Origin of the sequence: Pseudomonas sp. B8(2017), assembly GCF_002113575.1 — a bacterium.
Taxonomy (GTDB): domain Bacteria; phylum Pseudomonadota; class Gammaproteobacteria; order Pseudomonadales; family Pseudomonadaceae; genus Aquipseudomonas; species Aquipseudomonas putida_Z.
This window is the reverse complement of the sequence record NZ_NEIO01000022.1, coordinates 21,966-42,912: the sequence shown is the minus strand read 5'-3', so window position 1 is coordinate 42,912 and position 20,947 is coordinate 21,966. Positions and strand designations below refer to the sequence as shown.

General features: G+C 64.8%; 18 protein-coding genes. 11 read left to right on the top strand and 7 right to left on the bottom strand.

Annotated elements, in window-relative coordinates:
* Positions 1-42: 42 nt before the first annotated feature.
* The 5 genes from CAG22_RS23345 (at position 43) to CAG22_RS23320 (ending at position 5,608) form a co-directional block, all read left to right on the top strand.
* Complete coding sequence (locus tag CAG22_RS23345; protein ID WP_085692767.1) at positions 43-1,164, top strand: muconate cycloisomerase family protein; 1,122 nt, start codon at positions 43-45, stop codon at positions 1,162-1,164.
* Positions 1,165-1,398: 234 nt separating this feature from the next.
* Positions 1,399-1,689, top strand: coding sequence for a muconolactone Delta-isomerase (gene catC, locus CAG22_RS23335; protein ID WP_013973066.1), 291 nt, complete (start codon positions 1,399-1,401; stop codon positions 1,687-1,689).
* A 43-nt stretch (positions 1,690-1,732) separates the two neighbouring features.
* Positions 1,733-2,668 carry a catechol 1,2-dioxygenase gene (gene catA / locus CAG22_RS23330; protein ID WP_085692769.1) on the top strand — a complete coding sequence of 312 codons (936 nt, stop codon included), beginning with the start codon at positions 1,733-1,735 and terminating at the stop codon, positions 2,666-2,668.
* A gap of 221 nt (positions 2,669-2,889) precedes the next feature.
* A complete protein-coding gene (locus CAG22_RS23325) occupies positions 2,890-3,384 on the top strand; it encodes a GNAT family N-acetyltransferase (RefSeq protein ID WP_025338763.1) in 495 nt (164 codons plus the stop codon).
* A 127-nt stretch (positions 3,385-3,511) separates the two neighbouring features.
* Entirely contained in the window at positions 3,512-5,608 is a 2,097-nt protein-coding gene (locus tag CAG22_RS23320; RefSeq protein WP_085692770.1) for a bifunctional diguanylate cyclase/phosphodiesterase, read from the top strand.
* 173 nt (positions 5,609-5,781) lie between these two features.
* On the opposite strand, the gene CAG22_RS23315 is transcribed toward CAG22_RS23320, so the two are convergent.
* On the bottom strand, positions 5,782-6,606 hold the full coding sequence (locus CAG22_RS23315) for an aldo/keto reductase (protein WP_085706266.1): 825 nt from the start codon (positions 6,604-6,606) through the stop codon (positions 5,782-5,784).
* Between the two features lie 247 nt (positions 6,607-6,853).
* Here CAG22_RS23315 and CAG22_RS23310 point away from each other — a divergent pair, with 247 nt between their 5' ends.
* Positions 6,854-7,732, top strand: a complete 879-nt coding sequence (locus CAG22_RS23310; RefSeq protein ID WP_015270753.1) for a DMT family transporter — start codon at positions 6,854-6,856, stop codon at positions 7,730-7,732.
* 106 nt (positions 7,733-7,838) lie between these two features.
* On the opposite strand, the gene CAG22_RS23305 is transcribed toward CAG22_RS23310, so the two are convergent.
* Positions 7,839-8,435 carry a hypothetical protein gene (locus CAG22_RS23305; RefSeq protein WP_085593106.1) on the bottom strand — a complete coding sequence of 199 codons (597 nt, stop codon included), beginning with the start codon at positions 8,433-8,435 and terminating at the stop codon, positions 7,839-7,841.
* Between the two features lie 99 nt (positions 8,436-8,534).
* Positions 8,535-9,440 (bottom strand): LysR family transcriptional regulator, encoded by a 906-nt coding sequence (locus CAG22_RS23300; RefSeq protein WP_085593108.1) that lies wholly within the window; start codon positions 9,438-9,440, stop codon positions 8,535-8,537.
* 451 nt (positions 9,441-9,891) lie between these two features.
* On the opposite strand from CAG22_RS23300, the gene katG reads away from it, so the two are divergent.
* Together katG and pssA are read left to right on the top strand one after the other, a co-directional pair.
* Positions 9,892-12,150: a catalase/peroxidase HPI gene (katG, locus tag CAG22_RS23295; RefSeq protein ID WP_085692773.1), complete on the top strand. Its 2,259-nt coding sequence runs from the start codon at positions 9,892-9,894 to the stop codon at positions 12,148-12,150.
* Positions 12,151-12,360: 210 nt separating this feature from the next.
* Positions 12,361-13,689, top strand: coding sequence for a CDP-diacylglycerol--serine O-phosphatidyltransferase (pssA, locus tag CAG22_RS23290; protein WP_085593112.1), 1,329 nt, complete (start codon positions 12,361-12,363; stop codon positions 13,687-13,689).
* 83 nt (positions 13,690-13,772) lie between these two features.
* Here pssA and CAG22_RS23285 read toward each other — a convergent pair whose 3' ends face one another.
* Together CAG22_RS23285 and CAG22_RS23275 are read right to left on the bottom strand one after the other, a co-directional pair.
* Entirely contained in the window at positions 13,773-14,777 is a 1,005-nt protein-coding gene (locus CAG22_RS23285) for a DMT family transporter (RefSeq protein WP_085692775.1), read from the bottom strand.
* A 259-nt stretch (positions 14,778-15,036) separates the two neighbouring features.
* Complete coding sequence (locus tag CAG22_RS23275) at positions 15,037-15,384, bottom strand: hypothetical protein (protein WP_039613879.1); 348 nt, start codon at positions 15,382-15,384, stop codon at positions 15,037-15,039.
* Here CAG22_RS23275 and CAG22_RS28580 point away from each other — a divergent pair.
* Positions 15,383-15,526 carry a hypothetical protein gene (locus CAG22_RS28580; RefSeq protein ID WP_155951618.1) on the top strand — a complete coding sequence of 48 codons (144 nt, stop codon included), beginning with the start codon at positions 15,383-15,385 and terminating at the stop codon, positions 15,524-15,526. The genes CAG22_RS23275 and CAG22_RS28580 overlap by 2 nt on opposite strands.
* A gap of 165 nt (positions 15,527-15,691) precedes the next feature.
* Positions 15,692-16,834: a GGDEF domain-containing protein gene (locus CAG22_RS23265; protein ID WP_085692776.1), complete on the top strand. Its 1,143-nt coding sequence runs from the start codon at positions 15,692-15,694 to the stop codon at positions 16,832-16,834.
* A 411-nt stretch (positions 16,835-17,245) separates the two neighbouring features.
* On the opposite strand, the gene ppnN is transcribed toward CAG22_RS23265, so the two are convergent.
* Entirely contained in the window at positions 17,246-18,619 is a 1,374-nt protein-coding gene (ppnN, locus tag CAG22_RS23255) for a nucleotide 5'-monophosphate nucleosidase PpnN (protein ID WP_085623623.1), read from the bottom strand.
* Positions 18,620-18,828: 209 nt separating this feature from the next.
* Positions 18,829-19,890 carry a YeiH family protein gene (locus CAG22_RS23250; RefSeq protein ID WP_085706264.1) on the bottom strand — a complete coding sequence of 354 codons (1,062 nt, stop codon included), beginning with the start codon at positions 19,888-19,890 and terminating at the stop codon, positions 18,829-18,831.
* Positions 19,891-20,001: 111 nt separating this feature from the next.
* On the opposite strand from CAG22_RS23250, the gene CAG22_RS23245 reads away from it, so the two are divergent.
* Positions 20,002-20,889 (top strand): LysR family transcriptional regulator, encoded by an 888-nt coding sequence (locus CAG22_RS23245; protein WP_015270743.1) that lies wholly within the window; start codon positions 20,002-20,004, stop codon positions 20,887-20,889.
* Positions 20,890-20,947: the final 58 nt, after the last annotated feature.

The window sequence follows — 20,947 nt, the reverse complement described above, 5'->3', positions numbered from 1 at the left end:
GGGCCTGCGGCTGGCAGCCCGAAACCACGGGACCTGGCAACAATGACAAGCGCGCTGATTGAACGTATAGAGGCAATTATCGTCGACCTGCCGACCATTCGCCCGCACAAGCTGGCGATGCACACCATGCAGCAGCAGACCCTGGTGGTATTGCGTGTTCGCTGCAGTGATGGCGTGGAAGGCATCGGCGAGGCCACCACCATCGGCGGCCTGGCCTATGGCTACGAAAGCCCCGAGGGCATCAAGGCCAACATCGATGCGCACCTGGCGCCGGCGCTGATCGGCCTGCCGGCAGACAACATCAACGCCGCCATGCTCAAGCTGGACAAGCTGGCCAAGGGCAACACCTTTGCCAAGTCGGGTATCGAGAGCGCCTTGCTCGATGCCCAGGGCAAGCGCCTGGGCCTGCCGGTCAGCGAACTGCTGGGTGGCCGCGTGCGCGACAGCCTGGAAGTGGCCTGGACCCTGGCCAGCGGCGACACCGCCCGCGACATTGCCGAAGCCCAGCACATGCTGGAGATTCGCCGGCATCGGGTGTTCAAGCTGAAGATCGGCGCCAACCCGTTGGCCCAGGACCTCAGGCACGTGGTGGCGATCAAGCGCGAGCTGGGCGACAGCGCCAGCGTGCGGGTCGACGTCAACCAGTACTGGGACGAATCCCAGGCCATCCGTGCCTGCCAGGTGCTTGGCGACAACGGCATCGACCTGATCGAGCAACCGATTTCGCGCATCAACCGCAGCGGCCAGGTGCGCCTGAACCAGCGCAGCCCGGCGCCGATCATGGCCGACGAGTCGATCGAAAGCGTCGAGGACGCCTTCAGCCTGGCCGCCGACGGCGCGGCCAGCATCTTCGCCTTGAAAATAGCCAAGAACGGTGGCCCGCGCGCCGTGCTGCGCACCGCGCAAATCGCCGAGGCTGCCGGCATCGCCCTGTATGGCGGGACCATGCTCGAAGGCTCGATCGGCACCCTGGCTTCGGCTCACGCCTTCCTGACCCTGCGCCAGCTCACCTGGGGCACCGAGCTGTTCGGGCCGCTGCTGCTGACCGAAGAAATCGTCAACGAGCCGCCGCAGTACCGCGACTTCCAGCTGCACATTCCAAGTACCCCGGGCCTGGGCCTGACCCTGGACGAACAGCGCCTGGCGCGCTTCGCCCGCCGCTGAGTCACGCTGGCTGAAAGAACACACAACCCCTGTGGGAGCAACTGTCTTGCTCAAATTTTAAAACTTGGCGCGATCCCACAGGTACAGCGACAACCTCGAGAGCAACGCTGTTCCTGTGGGAGCGGCTTTAGCCGCGAAGCAGGCGACGCGGTGGATAGCACGGGCTTCGCCCGTGTTCGCGGGCTCGCCCGCTCCCACAGTGTTCGCGCCAAATCAGAGAAAGGAGATACCAGCATGCTGTTCCACGTGAAGATGACCGTGAAACTGCCGGTCGACATGGACCCGGCCAAGGCCGCCCGGCTCAAGGCCGACGAAAAGGAACTGGCCCAGCGCCTGCAGCGCGAAGGCACCTGGCGCCACTTGTGGCGCATTGCCGGGCACTACGCCAACTACAGCGTGTTCGACGTGCCCAGCGTCGAGGCGCTGCACGACACCCTGATGCAGCTGCCGCTGTTTCCGTACATGGACATCGAGGTCGACGGCCTGTGCCGGCACCCCTCGTCGATTCACAGCGACGACCGCTGAGTCGCACCTGTCTACCTGACAAGAACAAGATGAGGCAAGCACGATGACCGTGAAAATTTCCCATACTGCCGATGTTCAGGCGTTCTTCAAGGAAGTGGCCGGCCTGGGCCATGCCGAAGGCAACCCACGCTTCAAGCAGATCATCCTGCGTGTGCTGCAGGACACTGCACGCCTGGTCGAAGACCTGGAAATCACCGAAGACGAGTTCTGGCATGCCGTCGACTACCTCAACCGCCTGGGTGGCCGTAACGAAGCCGGCCTGCTGGCGGCGGGGCTGGGCATCGAGCACTTCCTCGACCTGCTGCAGGATGCCAAGGACGCCGAGGCCGGCCTGACTGGCGGCACCCCGCGCACCATCGAAGGCCCGCTGTATGTGGCGGGGGCGCCGCTGGCGCAGGGCGAAGCGCGCATGGACGACGGCAGCGACCCGGGCGTGGTGATGTTCCTCCAGGGCCAGGTGTTCGATACCGAAGGCAAGCCGTTGGCCGGCGCCACCGTTGACCTGTGGCACGCCAACACCCAGGGCACCTATTCGTACTTCGACTCCACCCAGTCCGAGTACAACCTGCGCCGGCGCATCATCACCGATGCCGAAGGGCGTTACCGCGCGCGCTCCATCGTGCCGTCGGGGTACGGCTGCGACCCGCAGGGGCCAACCCAGGAGTGCCTGGACCTGCTTGGCCGTCACGGCCAGCGCCCGGCGCACGTGCACTTCTTCATCTCGGCGCCGGGGCACCGCCATCTGACCACGCAGATAAACCTGGCCGGCGACAAGTACCTGTGGGATGACTTTGCCTATGCCACCCGTGACGAGCTGGTCGGCGAGCTGCGCTTTGTCGAGGATGCTGCGGCGGCGCGTGATCGCGGCGTAGAGGGCGAACGCTTTGCCGAGCTGGCGTTCGACTTCCACCTGCAGGCGGCCAAGGCGCCGGACGCCGAGGCGCGCAGCCACCGCCCGCGTGCGTTGCAAAACAGCTGAGCCCTGAAGGGATCCCTGTGGGAGCGGGCGTGCCCGCGAAGAGGCACCGCGGTGTATGGCACCGGCTTTGCCGGTGTTCGAGGGCATGCCCGCTCCCACAGGGGCGCCTAGCAATCGATGACTGGTTTTGGCCTGGGCCTTTCCGTGCGGGGAGGGCCTGGGCTTTTTGCTGCCAGGGGCTGTTGATCTAGAATCCGCCTTTTTACCCGAGCCCTCGCACCATGCTGCCCATCGAACTGCTGGCAACCACTGCCGACCAGGCCCCGCTGATTCGCAACCTCTACCAGTTCTACGCCTACGAGTCCTCGGACTGGGAGCAGGAAGACGTCGAAGTGGACGGCCGCTTCTATATCCATGACGAGCACCTGCAACGTTACTGGCAGGCCGATGGCTGGGGCGCGTACCTGGTGCTGGCAGATGGTTTCATCGCCGGTTTCGTGCTGGTCGAACGCAGCGAGCTGCCGGGCATCGACGCGTTCGAACTGGCCGACCTGTTCATCCTGAAAAAGTACCGCCGACAGGGCATCGGCCGGGCGGTGGCATTGCAACTGCTGGGCGGCGAGGGCGACTGGCTGATGCGCTGTTACGCACAGGACATGCCTGCCGTGGCCTTCTGCAATGCCGTGCTGGCCGAGCTGTCGCGCCCGGCGCAGCCCATAGCCCTGGATGACGAACCGGGCTTGCTCAACTTCCTGGTGACGGGCGCCCGCCATTGAGGGGTTGCCAGCCTTCGTTCGCAAATTGAAGGGATCGTGGCTTTTTGTGAGCTACTTCACAAAATCGTCATCGGAGGCATAATGCCACCAATCCTTTTCACGCCTTTCGAAGGCCCAGGTAAAGTTCATGTCGCTAGTCGCAAGCCCCGACATCATGTACCGGCTGTTGATCCAGAGTGTGGTGGACTATGCCTTCTACCTGCTCACCCCCGAAGGAATCGTCGCCAACTGGAACCCCGGCGCCCAGCGCGCCAAGGGCTACCTGGCCGAGGAAATCGTCGGCCAGCACTACTCGTTGTTCTATACCGATGCCGAGCGCGCCGCCGGGCTGCCCGCGCTCAACCTTGAGCAGGCGCGCAGCACCGGGCGCTTCGAAGAGACCGGTTCGCGCCTGCGCAAGGACGGCACGACCTTCCATGCCCATGTGGTGATCGACGCGGTGTACGACGATGCCGGGCAACTGGTGGGCTTCGCCAAGGTCACCCGCGACATTTCCGAGCACCACCGGCAAGAGCTGGAACTGCTGCAGGCCAAGGAACTGGCCGAGCAGTACAGCCAGGAAATGACCAAGCTGTCGCAGTTTCTTGATTCGGTGATTGCCAACATCCCCGCCAGCGTCATTGTCCAGGACCTCGAAAGCCAGCGCATCCTGCTGGCCAACCAGCAGGCCGAACGCCTGTTCGGCGGGCCGCAGCGCAGGATGACCGGGCAGTTGCCCGGCGAATGCCTGGCACCGGGTGTTGCCGGTTACCTGGAACAGCAACTGGCCCGTGGCGCCCGCAGCACCAAGGGCCATGCCGCCGAAACCCGGGTCGACACGGCCTGCGGCCCACGCACCCTGCGCAGCCGCACCTTGCTCAGCCAGAACCGTGAAGGCCAGGCCGACTACGTGCTGTTCGTTGCCGAAGACGCCACAGAAGAGCTGGCCGCCCACGCGCAGATCCACCACATGGCGCACCACGATGCGCTGACCGGGCTGCCCAACCGCACCCTGTTCAACGAACGCCTGCGCCAGGCGCTGGTGCGTGACAGCGAGCACGCCAAGCTGACCGCCGCCCTGTGCCTGGACCTGGACAACTTCAAGAACATCAACGATTCGCTGGGCCACGCCTTTGGCGACAAGCTGCTGCGCGCGCTGGGCAAGCGCCTGCGCCGCGAGCTGCGCGAACACGACACCCTGGCCCGCCTGGGCGGCGACGAGTTTGCCGTGGTGCTGACCGGCCTGGAGGGCCGGGAGGCCGCATGCAACACTGCGCAGCGCCTGATCAACGCGATCTGCCCGCCGTTCCAGATCGAGGGGCACCAGTTCACGGTGGGGGTGAGCATCGGTATTGCCATTGCGCCTGATGACAGCGACCAGGCCGAGCAACTGCTGGGCTACGCCGACATGGCGCTGTACGAGGCCAAGCGCAACGGCCGCAACCGCTACGAGTGCTTCAACGTCGAACTGGACGTCGCCGCCCGCCAGCGCCGCCTGGTGGAAACCGACCTGCGCACCGCGCTGCACCTGGGCCAGTTGCAGCTGCACTACCAGCCGGTGGTCGACCAGCAGACCAGCAGCGTTACCGGCTATGAGGCGTTGCTGCGCTGGGAGCACCCGACCCGCGGCATGGTCATGCCCATGGACTTCATCCCCATCGCCGAGGAAACCGGGCTGATCCACGAACTGGGCAACCGGGCGCTGAACCTGGCCTGCCAGGAGGCGGCCAGCTGGGACAGTGAGCAGACGGTGTCGGTCAACCTGTCGGCGGTGCAGTTCAAGAATGCCAACCTGGTGCACACCGTGGCCCTGGCGCTGGCCGACTCAGGCCTGCCGCCGCAGCGGCTGGAGCTGGAGATCACCGAGTCGGTGCTGCTGGGCAACAGCGAGGAAAACGTGCGTACCCTGCGTGCACTGAAGGACCTGGGCGTGTCCATTTCGCTGGATGATTTCGGCACCGGGTATTCCTCGCTGGGCTACCTGCGTTCGTTCCCGTTCGACCGGATCAAGATCGACAAGTCGTTCGTGCATGACATGTGCGACAGCCGCGAGGCGATGTCGATCATCCGCGCTATTACCGACCTGTCCAACAGCCTGATGATCAAGACCACGGCCGAGGGGGTTGAGTCGGAAGAGCAAATGCGCCGGTTGGCGGCGGAGGGTTGCTCGCACTTCCAGGGTTACCTGTACGGGCGACCGGCACCGGCGAACGAGCGGTTGAAGCAGGTCATGACGCCGGCATAGTGCCCTTGCGCGGGCCTGCAGAATCACCGCAGCCGATCGGCCCGGCGCAGTACCTGTGGGAGCGGGTTCACCCGCGAAGCAGGCGACACGGTGGCTGGCACCGGCTGCGCCGGTGTTCGCGGGTGAACCCGCTCCCACATGGGCCGTGCAAGCTTTCAAGGCTTGATCAAGGCTTAGCTGTCCCAGTCCGGCGCAAACGCCGGGCTCACCACCCGCTGGTCCTTCGGCAACCCGGCGATCGCAGCGCGGTCCTCGTCATCCAGCTGCACGTTCGACGCCGCCAGGTTGGCCAGCTGGTTCTCGCGGCTGCCGGCCTTGGGGATCACCGCCACGCCGTCCTGGTCCAGCAACCACTGTAGTGCCACCTGGCTGGGCAGTACGCCATGCTTGCGGGCGATCGCCTGGATCACCGGCTGCGCCGCCGCCTGCCCACGGGCCAGCGGGGTGTAGGCGGTGAGCAGCAGGTCGTGGCGGCGGGCGTAGTCCAGCAGCGGTTGCTGGCCGAGCAGCACGTGGTATTCCACCTGGATCGCCGACAATGGCGCGCCCAGGGTTTCCACCACCTGGCGCAGCAGCCCCAGCGGGAAGTTGGCCACGCCGATGCTGCGCGCCTTGCCCTCGTCACGCAGGGCCACCAGGGTTTCGATGCTGCGGGCCAGGTCCCAGTCCTGGCCGGGCCAGTGGATGTGGAACAGGTCGACCTGCTCGGTACCCAGCGCGCGCAGGCTGTCCTCCAGCGACTGGCGCATGGCCTTGGGCGCCAGGCGATCCCACCATACCTTGGTGGTCAGGTGAATCTGCTCGCGCGGTACATCGCTGTCGCGCAGGGCCTGGCCGACGGCGGCTTCGTTGTCATAGGCAGTGGCGGTGTCGATGTGCCGGTAACCCACTTCAAGCGCCTGGCGCACGGCCTGGGTGCACTCGCTGCCGGTCATTGGCCAGGTGCCCAGGCCGATCGCGGGCAGGTCCAGGCCGTTTCGGGTGGTGAGCCTTTGCATGTAAATTCCTTGTAGGGTGGGCAGGGTTCGCATTCGATGGTCGGCGATCAGCACGCCACGGGCCATGCGCGCGGGGCGGAAAGTGGTCGATCAGCGAACAGAAATTGCAGTCGGCCTTGGCTGGCGGCAATTGAACTTCCTTATTCTTTGGCATCTCTTCTAGAATCCGAGCTGTTGCATCCGCCAGGCAACGCCTGCGCGGCCTTCCCTGGGCGCCGCATCCAGCCGCGCCGTCATCGAGAGTGCCATGAGTTCCAGCACACCGCTGTCCGGAGTCAACCAACCCCTGCGCGGCATCGCCCTGGTGGTGGTGGCTACGTTCCTGTTCGCCAGTCACGATGCCCTGTCCAAGTTCCTCGGCGGCCTGTACCCGATCATCATGGTGGTGTGGGCGCGGTATGTGGTGCACACGCTGTTGATGGCCGGCATCTTCCTGCCCAAGGCCGGCCTCAACGTGCTGCGCACCCGCCGTCCGCTGTTGCAGACGTTACGTGCCCTGAGCCTGTTGAGTACCAGCCTGCTGTTCACCACCGGCCTGCAGTACCTGCCGCTGGCCGAGGCCACGGCGGTCAACTTCCTGGCCCCGGTGCTGGTCACCGCGCTGTCGGCGCCGTTGCTGAAGGAGCGGGTGACGGTGGGGCAGTGGGTGGCGGTGGTGATGGGTTTCATCGGTGTGCTGGTGGTGGTGCACCCGGGCGGGGCGATGTTCACCCCGGCCATCCTGTATCCGTTCGGTTCGGCGCTGGGCTTCTGCTTCTATCAGTTGCTGACGCGCATCCTGGCCGCGCATGACAGCCCGACCACCAGCAACTTCTATGCGGGGTTGTGCAACACCCTGGCGATGAGTGCGCTGGTGCCGTTCTTCTGGGAGATGCCGCGTTGGGACCATGCGCTGCTGATGCTGGCGCTGGGTGGCTTTGGCATGACTGCGCACCTGCTGCTGACCCAGGCCTTCCGCCATGCGGCACCGGCCTTGCTGGCGCCGTTCAGTTACTGCCAGATCGTGTTTGCCGGGTTGCTTGGGTTGGTTGTCTATAGCCAGGTGCCGGATACCCTGAGCCTGGTGGGCATCTCGGTGATCTGCCTCAGTGGGCTGGGGGCGGCGTGGATGCAGCGGGGTAAGTGACAACCTGTAGTGGCCTCTTCGCGGGTAAACCCGCTCCCACAGGTACAGCGCAGCCCGTGGACAGGGCGCTGTACCTGTGGGAGCGGGTTCACCCGCGAAAGGGCCCTCAAACGCGACCCTTCAACAACGCCTGCAACGAATCGTCAAAGTCGCGCAAGGCATCCGCCTGCACCGCCCGTTCATCCTCGGCCACCCGCGCCACATCGTCCAGGCGCTTGCTGGCTCGCCCTTCAGCGCGGCCGATGTAGGTCAGCTGGTCATCGAAAAAGCGCGCTACCACCCGGCTTTCGATATCCGCGCTGGCCAAACGGCTTTCGGTGTCCAGCAGCACGATCACATCCGGGTGGTCACCCAGCAGCGTGTCCAGGTCGTCATAGAAAGTCACTTCGGCAAACTGCTGCGCCAGTGACCGCGCCAGCCAGTCATACGCCTGGCTCTCGCTGCCCAGGGGCGCAACAGGGGCACGCTGGCCTTGGGTCGGCGCGGCTGCCTGGGTGCGATGGCTGCCGAGGTATTCGAGGGTTGCTTCGGCGTCTCGCCCCAGCAGCACCGCCACCCGTTGGCCGGGGGCCAGGGCGACACTGGAAATGGCCGTGGCCGAATAGAAGTGCCCGTAGGGCTGCGCGTCGGTAGCGGCAGGGCTGGCACAACCGCCAAGGGCGGCCAGCAAGGCGAGCAGGGCAGCGATCATGCCGGTTTTCATGGGAGGCCTCATCAATCAGCGAATGCCGCCATCTTCCGCCCGGGCTGGCCGCAGCGGAACTTGATGGCATTCATGGTGGCTATCGATGAGGTCGATGCATCACTGCGTGGCCATGAACTGCAGGATGCGCTCGCGCAGCCAGCGCTCGGCCGGGTCATTGTCCTGGGCGCCGCTCCAGACCATCGACAGTTCGGCCTCGGTGATGTCGAACGGCGCCGGGTCGGCGCGCAGGCTGCCGTCGTCGGCCAGGGCGCAGGCGGCATAGTCCGGCACCGTGGCGATCAGCTCGGTGTTGCGCAGCAGGGCGCGCAGGCTGCCGAACTGCGGCACCGCCAGCACCACCTTGCGGCAGCGGCCGATGCGCGCCAGGTCGAGGTCGATATTGCCGCTCATGTCGCCCGAGAACGACACCATCACATGCGGGCGGGCGCAGTATTCGTCGAGGGTCAGCGGGCCCGGGCGGTCATCGGCGCGCAGCACTCGCACGCCGATGTTGCGCAGCTTTCGGCGCTTGGCGGTGGCCGGCAGGTCCGTGGTGTAACTCACGCCCACCGAGATCTCGCCGCTGGCCAGCAGCCCCGGCATCAGCAGGAAGTTGGCCCGGCGCACCACCACGCTGATGTTCGGGGCCTCTTCGCGCAGGGCCTGCAGCAGGGCCGGGAACAGGCCGAACTCGGCATCGTCCGACAGGCCCAGGCGGAACACGTTGCAGCTGTGGACCGGGTCGAATTCGCGCGCGCGGCTGATGGCAGCGGAAATCACATCCATGGCCGGCCCCAGCTCGGCGAAGATCTGCATGGCCCGTGGCGTGGGCTCCATGGCCCGGCCGTTGCGGATCAGCAGCGGGTCGTCGAACAGCTCGCGCAGGCGGGCAAGGGCGGCGCTGACGGTGGGCTGGGTGATGAACAGTTTTTCGCCGACCCGGGTCAGGTTGCGTTCGATCATCAGGGCTTCGAACAGTACCAGCAGGTTCATGTCGACGCGGCGCAGGTCGTTGCGGTTCATGAGGGGGGCGGGTTCCGGAGTAGAGGGGGTGGCGGTGTATTGAAGCATGTGGCCAGCCTGATTGCCTTGTATGGATGTGCCGGCCTCTTCGCGGGCATGCCCGCTCCCACAGGTACTGCACAGTTCTCGAGACCTGCGCAGGTCCTGTGGGAGCGGGCGCGCCCGCGAAGAGGCCAGTACAGGCATGACCCTGACAGAGCCAACCTATCACCCCTCAATAGCCACTCTATTAGAACTCTGTCCAAGCTCGGCTAGTCTTTCCCCTGGCCCCGCGAATTCCGCGAGCGGGCGGCGTGTCAGCACTTGCGTGCAAGACCGCACCAACCCCGTCGTGACAGCTTCGCAAGCCCCGTGTAGACCTGATGAGGGGTAGCACGAGCCCACGCGCTCGGCTGAAAGAACACCTGGCAAAGACCGGAAATCTGGATAACCGACCCAAAGGTACCCGCAGATGTCGAACGAATCGAAATGCCCGTTCCATCAAACCGCAGGTGGCGGCACCACCAACCGTGACTGGTGGCCTGACCAGCTCAACCTGAGAATTCTTCACCAACATTCCTCCAAGTCCGACCCGATGGACCCGGGTTTCGACTATGCCAAGGCGTTCAAGAGCCTCGACTTCCAGGCCCTGAAGAAAGACCTGACCGCCTTGATGACGGACTCCCAGGACTGGTGGCCCGCCGACTTCGGCCACTACGGCCCGCTGTTCATCCGCATGGCCTGGCACAGCGCCGGTACCTACCGTATTGGCGATGGCCGGGGTGGTGCAGGCTCTGGCCAGCAGCGCTTCGCCCCGCTCAACAGTTGGCCGGACAACGTCAGCCTGGACAAGGCCCGGCGTCTGCTGTGGCCGATCAAGCAGAAGTACGGCAACAAGATTTCCTGGGCCGACCTGATCGTGCTCACCGGCAACGTCGCCCTCGAATCCATGGGCTTCAAGACCTTCGGTTTCTCCGGCGGGCGTGCCGATGTGTGGGAGCCGGACGAAGATGTGTACTGGGGTTCGGAAAAGGTCTGGCTGGGCGGTGACATCCGTTATGGCAATGAGCAGGTCAAGGCCCAGCCGCCAGGCCAGGGTGACCTGGTGGCAGAGCCAGCCAAGCACCCAGAGGAGCAAAGCCGGGACCTGTCCGGCGAGCGCAACCTGGAAAACCCCTTGGCTGCTGTGCAGATGGGCCTGATCTACGTGAACCCGGAAGGCCCGGACGGCAACCCCGACCCGGTAGCCTCGGGCAAGGACATCCGTGACACCTTCGGCCGCATGGCCATGAACGATGAAGAAACCGTGGCGCTGATCGCCGGGGGCCACGCCTTCGGCAAGACCCACGGTGCCGGCCCTGCCGACAACGTTGGCCCGGAGCCGGAAGCTGCAGGCCTGGAGCTGCAGGGGTTGGGTTGGGCCAACAAGTTCGGCAGCGGCAAGGGTGGCGATACCATCACCAGCGGCCTGGAAGTGACCTGGACTTCCACCCCCACCCGATGGAGCAACGAATACCTCAACAACCTGTTCAACTTCGACTGGGAACTGACCAAGAGCCCGGCCGGTGCCCACCAGTGGCGGCCGAAGGAGGGCAAGGGGGCAGGCACCGTGCCGGATGCCCATGACCCGGCCAAGCGCCACGCGCCTTCCATGCTCACCTCCGACCTGGCGCTGCGCTTCGACCCGATCTACGAGCCGATCGCCCGCCGCTTCAAGGACAACCCTGAGCAGCTGGCAGACGCCTTCGCCCGAGCCTGGTACAAGCTGATCCACCGCGACATGGGCCCATTGGCGCGCTACCTGGGCCCGGAAATGCCCAACGAAGAGCTGCTGTGGCAGGACCCGCTGCCAAAAGTCGACCACCCACTGGTGGGTGAGCAGGACATTGCCGCGCTCAAGGCCAAGGTGCTCGCGGCGGGCCTGAGCGTTGGCGAGCTGGTGTCCACAGCTTGGGCGGCGGCGTCGACCTTCCGCGGTTCGGACAAGCGTGGCGGGGCCAATGGCGGCCGCCTGCGCCTGGCGCCGCAGAAGGACTGGCCGGCGAACCAGGGCACAGGCAAGGTGCTGGCGGCGCTGGAGAAGATCCAGGCCGAGTTCAATGCCGGCGGCAAGAAAATCTCCCTGGCCGACCTGATCGTCCTGGCTGGCGCCGCCGCAGTGGAAAAGGCTGCCAAGGACGCCGGGCACAACGTCAGCGTGGCGTTCCGCCCGGGGCGTACCGATGCCTCCCAGGCGCAGACCGACGTCGAGTCGTTCGCCGTGCTGGAGCCGCTGGCCGATGGCTTCCGCAACTTCACCAAGGCCCGCTACAGCGTCAAGGCCGAGAAGCTGTTGCTGGACAAGGCCCAGTTGTTGACCCTGACCGCGCCGGAAATGACCGTGCTGATCGGCGGCCTGCGCGTGCTCGGCGCCAACCATGGCGGCAGCCAGCAGGGCGTGTTCACCGACAAGGTCGGTACCCTGAGCAACGACTTCTTCCGCAACCTGCTGGACATGGGCGTTGAGTGGAAGCCGACCTCGGCGGATAACGAAACCTTCGAAGGGCGCGACCGTAAGACCGGGCAGGTGAAGTGGACCGGTAGCCGGGTTGACCTGGTATTCGGCTCCCATGCCCAGTTGCGGGCGTTGAGCGAGGTGTATGGCAGCAGTGATGGCCGGGACAAGTTCGTGCGGGACTTTGTGGCTGCCTGGGAGAAAGTGATGGAGCTGGATCGCTTCGACTTGAAATAGCTTCGTCAGAAATGGGGGCGCTTTGCGCCCCTATCGCGACACAAGGCCGCTCCTACAAGCCACCGCCGAATGCGGCGCCGAACCTGTAGGAGCGGCCTTGTGTCGCGACAGGGCTGCAAAGCAGCCCCATGCTCTCCGAGGGCTGGACCATTTCAATCTTCCTGTGCAAGCTGATGCACGACAGTGATTGCACACAGAAGGTGATCGTTCGTGAACCCCGAAACCATGCTGGCGGCATTGCCAGGCTACGCCATGTCGGCCGAGTCGATACAGGTGCTGCCCGATGCCAAGGCCTACCGCGCCTGCCTGCTCGAGCGCATCCGCGCCGCAACCCGGCGTATCGTCATCGTTGCGCTGTACCTGCAGGAAGACGAGGCCGGCCAGGAAGTGCTGGATGCCTTGTACCAGGCCAAGGCCGCGCGGCCGGGGCTGGAAATCACCATCGTGGTCGACTGGTTCCGTGCCCGCCGCGGCCTGCTGGGCGCCGGGCGCCAGCCGGGTAACGCCGCCTGGTACCAGGCCCAGCGCCAGCACCATGGGCTGGACATCGTCATCCATGGCGTACCGGTGCAGACCCGCGAGCTGTTTGGCGTGTTGCACCTGAAGGGCAGCATCATCGACGACTGCGTGATCTACACCGGCGCCAGCCTTAACAACGTGTACCTGCACCGTTTCGATCGTTATCGCCTGGACCGCTACCACCTGTTCCAGTCACCAGAGCTGGCCGACGCGATGGTCGGGCTGGTGCGGCGCCTGCTGCACCACACCGCCACGCCGCGCCTCGACCTGCCGGCGCCACCCTCCACCCGCAGCCTGCGCGGCGACATCCGGCGCTTGCGTGCGCGGCTGCGGCGCATGGCCTATGAGGCACCGGCCAGCGCAGCGGGGCAGGGCCTGCGGGTGATCCCGCTGTTGGGTGTGGGCCGTGGCAACCCGCTGAACCGGGCACTGTGCGCCTTGCTGGCGGCGGCGCGCTCGCAGGTCATCATCAGCACGCCGTATTTCAACCCGCCCCGGGTGCTGATGCGCGAGCTCGACCATGCCCTGGCGCGTGGCGTGCGGGTGGAGCTGATCGTTGGTGACCGCACGGCCAACGACTTCTATATCGCCCCCGGCGAGCCGTTCAGTGCCAGCGGCGCGTTGCCCTATCTGTACGAAGACAACCTGCGCGCCTTCACCCGACGTCGCCACGCTGCGATTGCCAGCGGCCAGCTGCAGGTGCGGATCTGGAATGACCCCGGGCATACCTTTCATGCCAAGGGCGTGTGGGTAGACCAGCGCTATTCGTTGTTGACAGGTAACAACCTGAACCCGCGCGGCTTCAACCTGGACCTGGAGAACGGCCTGCTGATCGATGACCCGCAAGGGCAATGGCTGGGGCCACGAGAGGCAGAGTTGACCGAGTTGCGCCGGCATGCGCCGAAGATCGGCTCGGCAGAGGAGTTGGGGGTCAAGGCCGAGCACCCCAAGGAAGTGCGCAAGTTCCTGCGGCGGCTGCGCTATAGCCGGCTGGAGCCGCTGATCAAGCGGGTGCTCTGAGGGAATTCAAGCGTTTTTGTGGGAGCGGCCTTGTGTTCGCGAAAGGGCCGCAACGCGGCCCCTCGATTTCAGCGTCAACGCCGCTATTGCTGGGGCTGCTTTGCAGCCCTTTCGCGACACAAGGCCGCTCCTACAGGGGCCGTGCCAGGCTGTGCCACCTTTGTTTCCTGTTTGCCCCGCGGCTTGAGCCGCGACACCGCAAACAGCACCACCGCCAACCCGACGACCTGATACAGCGAAATCTCCTCGCTCAGGATCGCCCACGATGCCAGCACCGTCAGCACCGGCCCCAGGTTGCCCACCGCGGCAGTATGGGTCGGCCCCAGGCGCTGTATCGCCAGCGCCACCCAGTAGATCGGCAACACCGTGGAAAACACCGCCATCAACCCGGCATTGGCCCACACTGCGCCTGGCAACTGCCACAACTGCCCGACCGGTGCCACCACCAGGTAATGCGCCAGCACCATCAGCGAGGACGCAGTACCGCACAGCCCGGCCAGGCGCATCGAGCCCATGCGCTTGAGCATCATGCCGGTGCCGGAGTAATACAGCGCGTAGGTCACCGCACTGGCGAACACCCACAGCGAGCCCAGCACCACCTGCTGGCCAGCCCCGGCCACACTGACGTCGTGGACAAAGGCAATGCCCAGCCCCAGGTAGCACAGGCCCATGGCCGACAAGGTGCGCAGGCTTGGCCGCTCACGCAGGGCGATGGCCTGGAACACCAGTACCAGGGTCGGGTAGGTGAACAGGATCAGCCGCTCCAGCCCGGCACTGATGTACTGCAGGCCATAGAAGTCGAACAGGCTGGCCAGGTAGTAGCCCAGCAGCCCGAGCAACGCGACACGCAGCCCATCACCCAGGTTGAGCGGTGCGCTGCCCTGACCACGGCTGGCCCACACCAGCCAGGCGAACATCGGCAGCGACAGCCCCATGCGCAATGCCAGCAGGCTGATGGCGTCCACCGGCCCTGCGGCATAGGCGAGCTTGACGAAGATGGCCTTGAAGCTGAAACCCAGGGCCGCCAGCACGGCGTACAGGGCGCCGCTTTGCAGTTGGCGCTGGATCAGGCTGCGTAACGCGTTCATGGGGTACCCGTGGCAGAAGAAAGACAGGGTTATTCTGAACTGAAGGCAGCCTTACTAGCAGCGCTTTATCGAGGAATTGGCGATGAACCTGGCCATGCTGCCCGCACAGCCGCCGTGCGCGCCGAGCAGGAGCTGCCGGTGCGTCGGGTGGCCCTGGCGGAAAGCTGGGCCACCCTGGAGCTACGTTTGTGTTTCCGCGACTGGGAGCGCCTGAGCTCACATGGGCGGCAACTGGTGAGCTTTTTGTCCGGGCAATGGCTTACTGCGCCGGGGCCAGGCGAATACCACTCACCTGCACCTGATCACCGGGCTTGAAGCGGGCATTGGGCGAGCGATAACGCTGGGTACTGCCGTCGTCATGGCGTACCACGTAGGCCGCGTCGCTGTGCCCGCTGCCTTGTTGCACGGCGGCGCCGCCAAATGCACCCAGGGCTGCACCGGCGATGGCGCCGAACGGGCCACCGAGCGCGGCGCCGACCATCAGGCCGCTGACGCCGCCGGCGCCATAGCCCACCGTGTTGTCGGGGCTTTCCGAGAGCACCTCGTCGGCGCAGGCGGGCAGGGCGATGGACAGGGACATCGCCAGAGGGAGGAGGATATTTTTCATGATGGTTATTTCCGCAAGGCAGGTAGTGGCGAAAGAGAATGGTTCAGCTTTCGTGCCAGCTGGGCAGCCCTTGCAGATGGGCGTGTTGCGCTGGTGTGTTGTCATAACGACAGCGGTTTTTGTGGTGCAAATGACAGGCTGATGTCAATATGACATTCACTCGCACGGGTATTGGCCAGGGCTGGGCTATCATTTGCAGGCTGGTGGTGTAAGGCTCCTCTGAAAAGTCATCACGAGCGCATACAATCGGGCCTTTTCCTCGTCAACCAGATAGGCCAAACCGTTCATGGCGCTTGATCCACCCACGATGCTGACTATCTCGATCGCCCTGGCTGCCGCGGCTGCGTTGTACCTGGCGATCGAGTGGCGAAGCGTACGCGAGCCGTCGCTGCTGTTCTGGAGCGCAGGCTTTGCCACCATCACGATTGGTTCCACCCTGGCATTGCTGCGCGGCATCGGTTTGTTGCTGATCGGTATCTGGTTCGCCAACGGCTTGCTGGTGGTGGCGCACTGGTTCTTCCTGATGGGGGTGTTGCGCTTCACCCAGGTGCGGCTGTCGCGTATCTGGTTATCGGTCGTGCTGGTGTGGTTTGCCTTGCTGCTGTTGCCTGTTGGGCCGCAGTGGTCGAAGGTGATGCTGATGGTCAACTCGTTGCTGGTGGCGCTGTTGACGCTCAAGGCCAGCTGGCTGTTGCGGCCGCATGGCAAGTCGCTGAGTGTTGGCGCGGTGCAGTTGCGCTATGTGTTGCTGGCGCATGGGTTGTTCTATGTGGCCAAGGCGATCATTGCGATTACACCGGGTACGCTGATTGACCTGGCCACCTTCGGCGGGCTGATCATTCAGGTTTCGTTGGTCGAAGGTGCGATGGCGATCATGCTGATTGCCTTGTCGATGACCGGCACCGTGCGCTACCGGCGCGAGGAGCGGATTGCCCGCCTGGCGGCCCGTGACCCGTTGACGGCGCTGTACAACCGACGCGCACTGGAGGTGCGGGCGGGGCCTTTCTTCAAGGCAGTGGATCCGGCGCAGCCCGGGGCCTTGCTACTGATCGACATCGACAACTTCAAGCTGGTCAACGACCTGCACGGGCATGTTGCAGGGGACCGCTTGCTGATTGCCCTGAGCGAGATGATTCGCACGGTGCTGCCCGAGCGCTCGCTGGCGGCGCGGCTGGGCGGTGATGAGTTCGTCATTCTGCTGTGTGGTGCGAGCAGCGAGCGGGTCATGGAGCTGGGTGGACTGCTGCGCGAGCAGTTCCAGCAGTATGCCAGCAAGACGGTACCTACGCCGCAGCCGGTCACACTTAGCATCGGCGCCAACCTGTTCGACCAACCGCCGACGAGCCTTGCGGCCTTGATCGAGCAGGGGGATGTCGCCTTGTACCAGTCCAAGCGCGGTGGGCGCGACAGCATCCGCTTTGTCGAACGACCGATGGCCGACCTCAGTTAGTAGCAGTTTTGCCTTTGCCTTTGCTTTTGCTTTTGCTTCTAAGCGCGCGATAGTTCAGGCGCCGCCGATTGCGACTTCAGGAGGCCGAGCGAAGGGACTGCGGAGGGAGGTGACGGGCATGGATGCCCGTCAAGCGCTGAGGCCCCATGGATGGGGCCTGCAGCGCGTACTCCCGGGAGCAGGCCCGTAGCGAGGGAACCCCGGAGCGCAGCGGAGGGGCCGGATGATGGGAGCCGACGGTTTTTGGTTCCTTTTTGCCACGACAAAAAGGGACCCGCCGTAAGGGCGGAAAGGTGACTTGGCGCCACCATCGCGAATGAATGTCTACTCGATGCAAATGCCCACATCCAAAAAGCCAAATAGCTGCAGGCCCCATCCATGGGGCCTCAGCAAGTCAGCAAGAATGGCGAATCAGGTCACCACCTGGTAGCACGGTACATACGCCGCGCCGCCAGGCAACTTCATCCGATGCTGGTCGACGAACGCCTGCAACAACCGGCCCAGTGGGTCAAGCACGGCGCTGTCGCCACGGATCTGATACGGCCCGTGTTCCTCGATCAGGCGGATGCCCTTGTCCTTCACGTTGCCGGCGACGATACCGGAAAACGCCCGGCGCAGGTTGGCGGCCAGTTCGTGGGCCGGCAGCTCGCGGCGCAGGTCGAGGTCGGCCATGGCCTGGTGGGTCGGGTCGAACGGCCGCTGGAAGCTCTCCTCGATCTTCAGCAGCCAGTTGAAGTGGAAGGCATCGTTGCGCTCGCGGCGGAACTGCTTCACCGCCTTGAGCCCTTCGACCATGTGCCGGGCAACTTCCGCCGGGTCATCGATGATGATCTCGTACAAGCGATGCGCCGCTTCACCCAAGGTGGCGCCGACGAACGCGTGCAACTGTTGCAGGTACGGCTCGGCACTGCGCGGGCCGGTGAGTACCACCGGGAACGGCAGCTCCTGGTTGTCCGGGTGCATGAGGATGCCCAGCAGGTAGAGGAACTCCTCGGCCGTGCCGGCACCGCCCGGGAAGATGATGATGCCGTGGCCGACACGGACGAAAGCTTCCAGGCGCTTCTCGATGTCCGGCAGGATCACCAGTTCGTTGACGATCGGGTTGGGCGCTTCGGCGGCGATGATGCCCGGCTCGGTCAGGCCCAGGTAGCGGCTGCCGTGCATGCGCTGCTTGGCGTGGGCAATGGTGGCGCCCTTCATCGGGCCCTTCATCACACCCGGGCCGCAGCCGGTGCACACGTCCAGCTTGCGCAGGCCCAGCTCGTGGCCGACCTTCTTGGTGTACTGGTATTCCTCGCTGCTGATCGAATGGCCACCCCAGCACACCACCATCTTCGGCTCCACGCCCGGGCGCAGGGTGCGAGCGTTGCGCAGCAGGTGGAAGACATAGTCGGTGATGCCCTGGGAGCTTTCCAGGTCGATGCGCTGGCTGGCCAGCTCGCTTTCGGTGTAGACGATGTCGCGCAGGGCGCTGAACAGCATTTCACGGGTGCTGGCGATCATTTCGCCATCGACGAAGGCGTCTGCCGGGGCATTCAGCAGCTCCAGGCGCACGCCGCGGTCCTGTTGATGAATACGCACCTCGAAGTCCTGATAGGCCTCGAGGATGGTCTTGGCATTGTCGACATGGGCGCCGGTGTTGAGGATGGCCAGGGCGCACTGGCGGAACAGGGTGTAAAGGCTACCGGTACCGACTTCACTCAGTTGCTGCACTTCACGTTGTGACAGCGTCTCCAGGCTGCCTTTGGGGCTGACGGATGCATTGATGACATTGCGTTGAGGCATCTAAGTCTTTCCTGTGCGGGTAAAACATCCTTCTTTGACAACACCATACCGAGAAATGTGGACGGCAACGAGGGGGGAGTGGAAAAAGCTTGAGACCAGGCTGGCTTCTTCGCGGGCTTGCCCGCTCCCACAGGGGCCGCGCTGCTTTCAGGCTTGCGCTGGACCTGTGGGAGCGGGCAAGCCCGCGAAGCAGGCGACTCGGTCTCAAGTCATCCCAACAGCTTCTGCACGCCAAGGGTAATCGCCACGCCACCAAACACCAGCCAGAGGTTGAGAAGCGCCCCGGTGGCCAGCGCCCGCGGCCCGGCCTGGCGAATCTGGCTGAGGCGCGTCTCCATCCCCAGCGCGGTCATGGCCATGGTCAGGGCGAAGGTATCCAGGCTGTTGACCGCCTGGGTCACGCTGCCTGGCAACACCTGCAGCGAATTCACCAGCACCAGCGCGAGGAAGCCGAAGGCGAACCAGGGCATGGCGATGCGCCCGTTGCCCTGTGCCTGGCCCGGCTGGCGCGCCCGGCTGATCCAAAGGCCCACCACCAGCAGCACCGGTACCAGCAGCATCACCCGGGTCATCTTGACGATGGTGGCGATATGCGTGGCCTCGGGGCTGACGTTGCTGGCCGCACCGACCACCTGGGCCACCTCGTGAATGGTGCCACCCAGGAACAGCCCGGCACCCATGGCGTCCAGCTGCAGCCAGCCGGCATTGAGCGCCAATGGGTAGAGGAACATCGACAGGGTGCCGAACAGCACCACGCTACCAACCGCCATGGCGCTTTTGTGCGGTGCACTGCGCAGCGCCGACTCGAAGGCCAGAACCGCGGCGGCGCCGCAGATGGCGCTGCCAGCTGCGGTCAGCAAGGCGGTATCGCGGTCCAGCTTGAACAGCTTCATGCCGCACCACAGGCCGATCAGCAGGGTGCTGGACACCACCAGCAACGACACGATGAGCCCGGACCAGCCGACTTCGGCAATTTCCTGCAGGCTTACCCGCAGGCCGAAGAAGGCCACGGCAATGCGCAGCAGGCCGCGGGCGGAAAAGTTGATACCCGCCGCCCAGCTTGCCGGTACACCGTCACGCAGTGCATTGCCGTAAAGCGCACCGGCGACGATACCGACGATCAGTGGGCTGATACCCAGGTTGGCGATGGCGGGCAGGGCGGCCAACTGGGTGACCGCAAGCGCGAACAGCGCGACGAACAGGATGCCATTGAGCCGCCCTCGGGTAGAGAGGGTAGGTGCAAAGGCGGGGTTGGACGGAGCCGTGGCCATGTGAGTCCTCCGGAAAGGTGTTTCGACATGGCTTACGTTAATCTGGTTATAAGCTTATAAAAAATCGTAATTTAGGATGGCAAATATCCGTTTAGCTGATATTTTTCATTCATGACCCCAGAACAACTGATAACGTTCGCCACCGTCGCCGAGCACGGCAACATCAGCCATGCGGCCCAGGCCCTGCATTTGTCGCAGCCGGCGGTGTCTGGCCAGCTCAAGCTGCTGCAGGAGGCCTTTGGCGAGCCGCTGTATCAGCGCGCCGGCCGTGGTGTGCGGCTGACAGCAGCCGGCGAGCAATTGCTGGCCCATGCCGAGCGCCTGCGCGAAACCTTCCGTCAGGCCCAGGCATTGCGCGAGGCCATGCGCGGGCTGGAGCGCGGTACCTTGCGCATCGGCGCCAGTACCACGCCGGCCAGCTACCTGCTGCCTTACCTGATTGCCGATTTCCATGCCCGCTACCCGGAGGTGCTGGTGAGCACTTCCAACGGCAATACGGCAGAAATCGTCGCTGCGCTGGACAGCGTCGATATCGCCCTGATCGAAGGGCCGCCTGGGCAGGAACTGCCATTGGGTACGGCGGTGACGGCGTGGCGGGAAGACGAGATCGTGGCCATCGTGCCACGTGGTCATCCGCTGGCTGGCAGTGACCGACAGACGCTGGCGTCGCTGGGGGCTTACCCGTTGGTGCTGCGCGAGAGCGGCTCGGGTGTGCGACAGATCGTCGAGCGGGCATTTGCCCGCAGTGGCGTGGCGATGCGCGTGGCGCTGGAAATTGCCGGCGTGGAAGGGGTGAAGGAGGCAGTGCGGGCCGGGATGGGTATTGGTTTTGTGTCAGCGATGTCGATCCGGCATGAGGATGGGGCGTTGCAGCGGTTGCAGGTTGTGCCGCAGGCGTTGGTGCGGCGGTTTTCCATTCTGGTGCCGCATGCAGCCACCCCGTCGCGGGCTGCAGCGCGGTTTCTGGAGTTGTGTGTTGGCCTGCAAGAGGTGGGGTGACTGTGCTGGCCTCTTCGCGGGCTTGCCCGCTGCCACAGGTTTCTCACGGTTCTTGAAT

What these genes read in the sequence shown, in the direction of transcription:
- CAG22_RS23310 (WP_015270753.1), top strand. Translation starts at nt 6,854, where the DNA reads ATGAGTTCCAGCACACCGCTGTCCGGAGTCAACCAACCCCTGCGCGGC.
- catA (WP_085692769.1), top strand. Translation starts at nt 1,733, where the DNA reads ATGACCGTGAAAATTTCCCATACTGCCGATGTTCAGGCGTTCTTCAAG.
- CAG22_RS23250 (WP_085706264.1), bottom strand. Translation starts at nt 19,890, where the DNA reads ATGGCCACGGCTCCGTCCAACCCCGCCTTTGCACCTACCCTCTCTACC.
- CAG22_RS23275 (WP_039613879.1), bottom strand. Translation starts at nt 15,384, where the DNA reads ATGAAAAATATCCTCCTCCCTCTGGCGATGTCCCTGTCCATCGCCCTG.
- catC (WP_013973066.1), top strand. Translation starts at nt 1,399, where the DNA reads ATGCTGTTCCACGTGAAGATGACCGTGAAACTGCCGGTCGACATGGAC.
- CAG22_RS23315 (WP_085706266.1), bottom strand. Translation starts at nt 6,606, where the DNA reads ATGCAAAGGCTCACCACCCGAAACGGCCTGGACCTGCCCGCGATCGGC.
- CAG22_RS23325 (WP_025338763.1), top strand. Translation starts at nt 2,890, where the DNA reads ATGCTGCCCATCGAACTGCTGGCAACCACTGCCGACCAGGCCCCGCTG.
- CAG22_RS28580 (WP_155951618.1), top strand. Translation starts at nt 15,383, where the DNA reads ATGATGGTTATTTCCGCAAGGCAGGTAGTGGCGAAAGAGAATGGTTCA.
- katG (WP_085692773.1), top strand. Translation starts at nt 9,892, where the DNA reads ATGTCGAACGAATCGAAATGCCCGTTCCATCAAACCGCAGGTGGCGGC.
- CAG22_RS23285 (WP_085692775.1), bottom strand. Translation starts at nt 14,777, where the DNA reads ATGAACGCGTTACGCAGCCTGATCCAGCGCCAACTGCAAAGCGGCGCC.
- CAG22_RS23320 (WP_085692770.1), top strand. Translation starts at nt 3,512, where the DNA reads ATGTCGCTAGTCGCAAGCCCCGACATCATGTACCGGCTGTTGATCCAG.
- CAG22_RS23245 (WP_015270743.1), top strand. Translation starts at nt 20,002, where the DNA reads ATGACCCCAGAACAACTGATAACGTTCGCCACCGTCGCCGAGCACGGC.
- CAG22_RS23300 (WP_085593108.1), bottom strand. Translation starts at nt 9,440, where the DNA reads ATGAACCGCAACGACCTGCGCCGCGTCGACATGAACCTGCTGGTACTG.
- CAG22_RS23265 (WP_085692776.1), top strand. Translation starts at nt 15,692, where the DNA reads ATGCTGACTATCTCGATCGCCCTGGCTGCCGCGGCTGCGTTGTACCTG.
- CAG22_RS23345 (WP_085692767.1), top strand. Translation starts at nt 43, where the DNA reads ATGACAAGCGCGCTGATTGAACGTATAGAGGCAATTATCGTCGACCTG.
- ppnN (WP_085623623.1), bottom strand. Translation starts at nt 18,619, where the DNA reads ATGCCTCAACGCAATGTCATCAATGCATCCGTCAGCCCCAAAGGCAGC.
- CAG22_RS23305 (WP_085593106.1), bottom strand. Translation starts at nt 8,435, where the DNA reads ATGAAAACCGGCATGATCGCTGCCCTGCTCGCCTTGCTGGCCGCCCTT.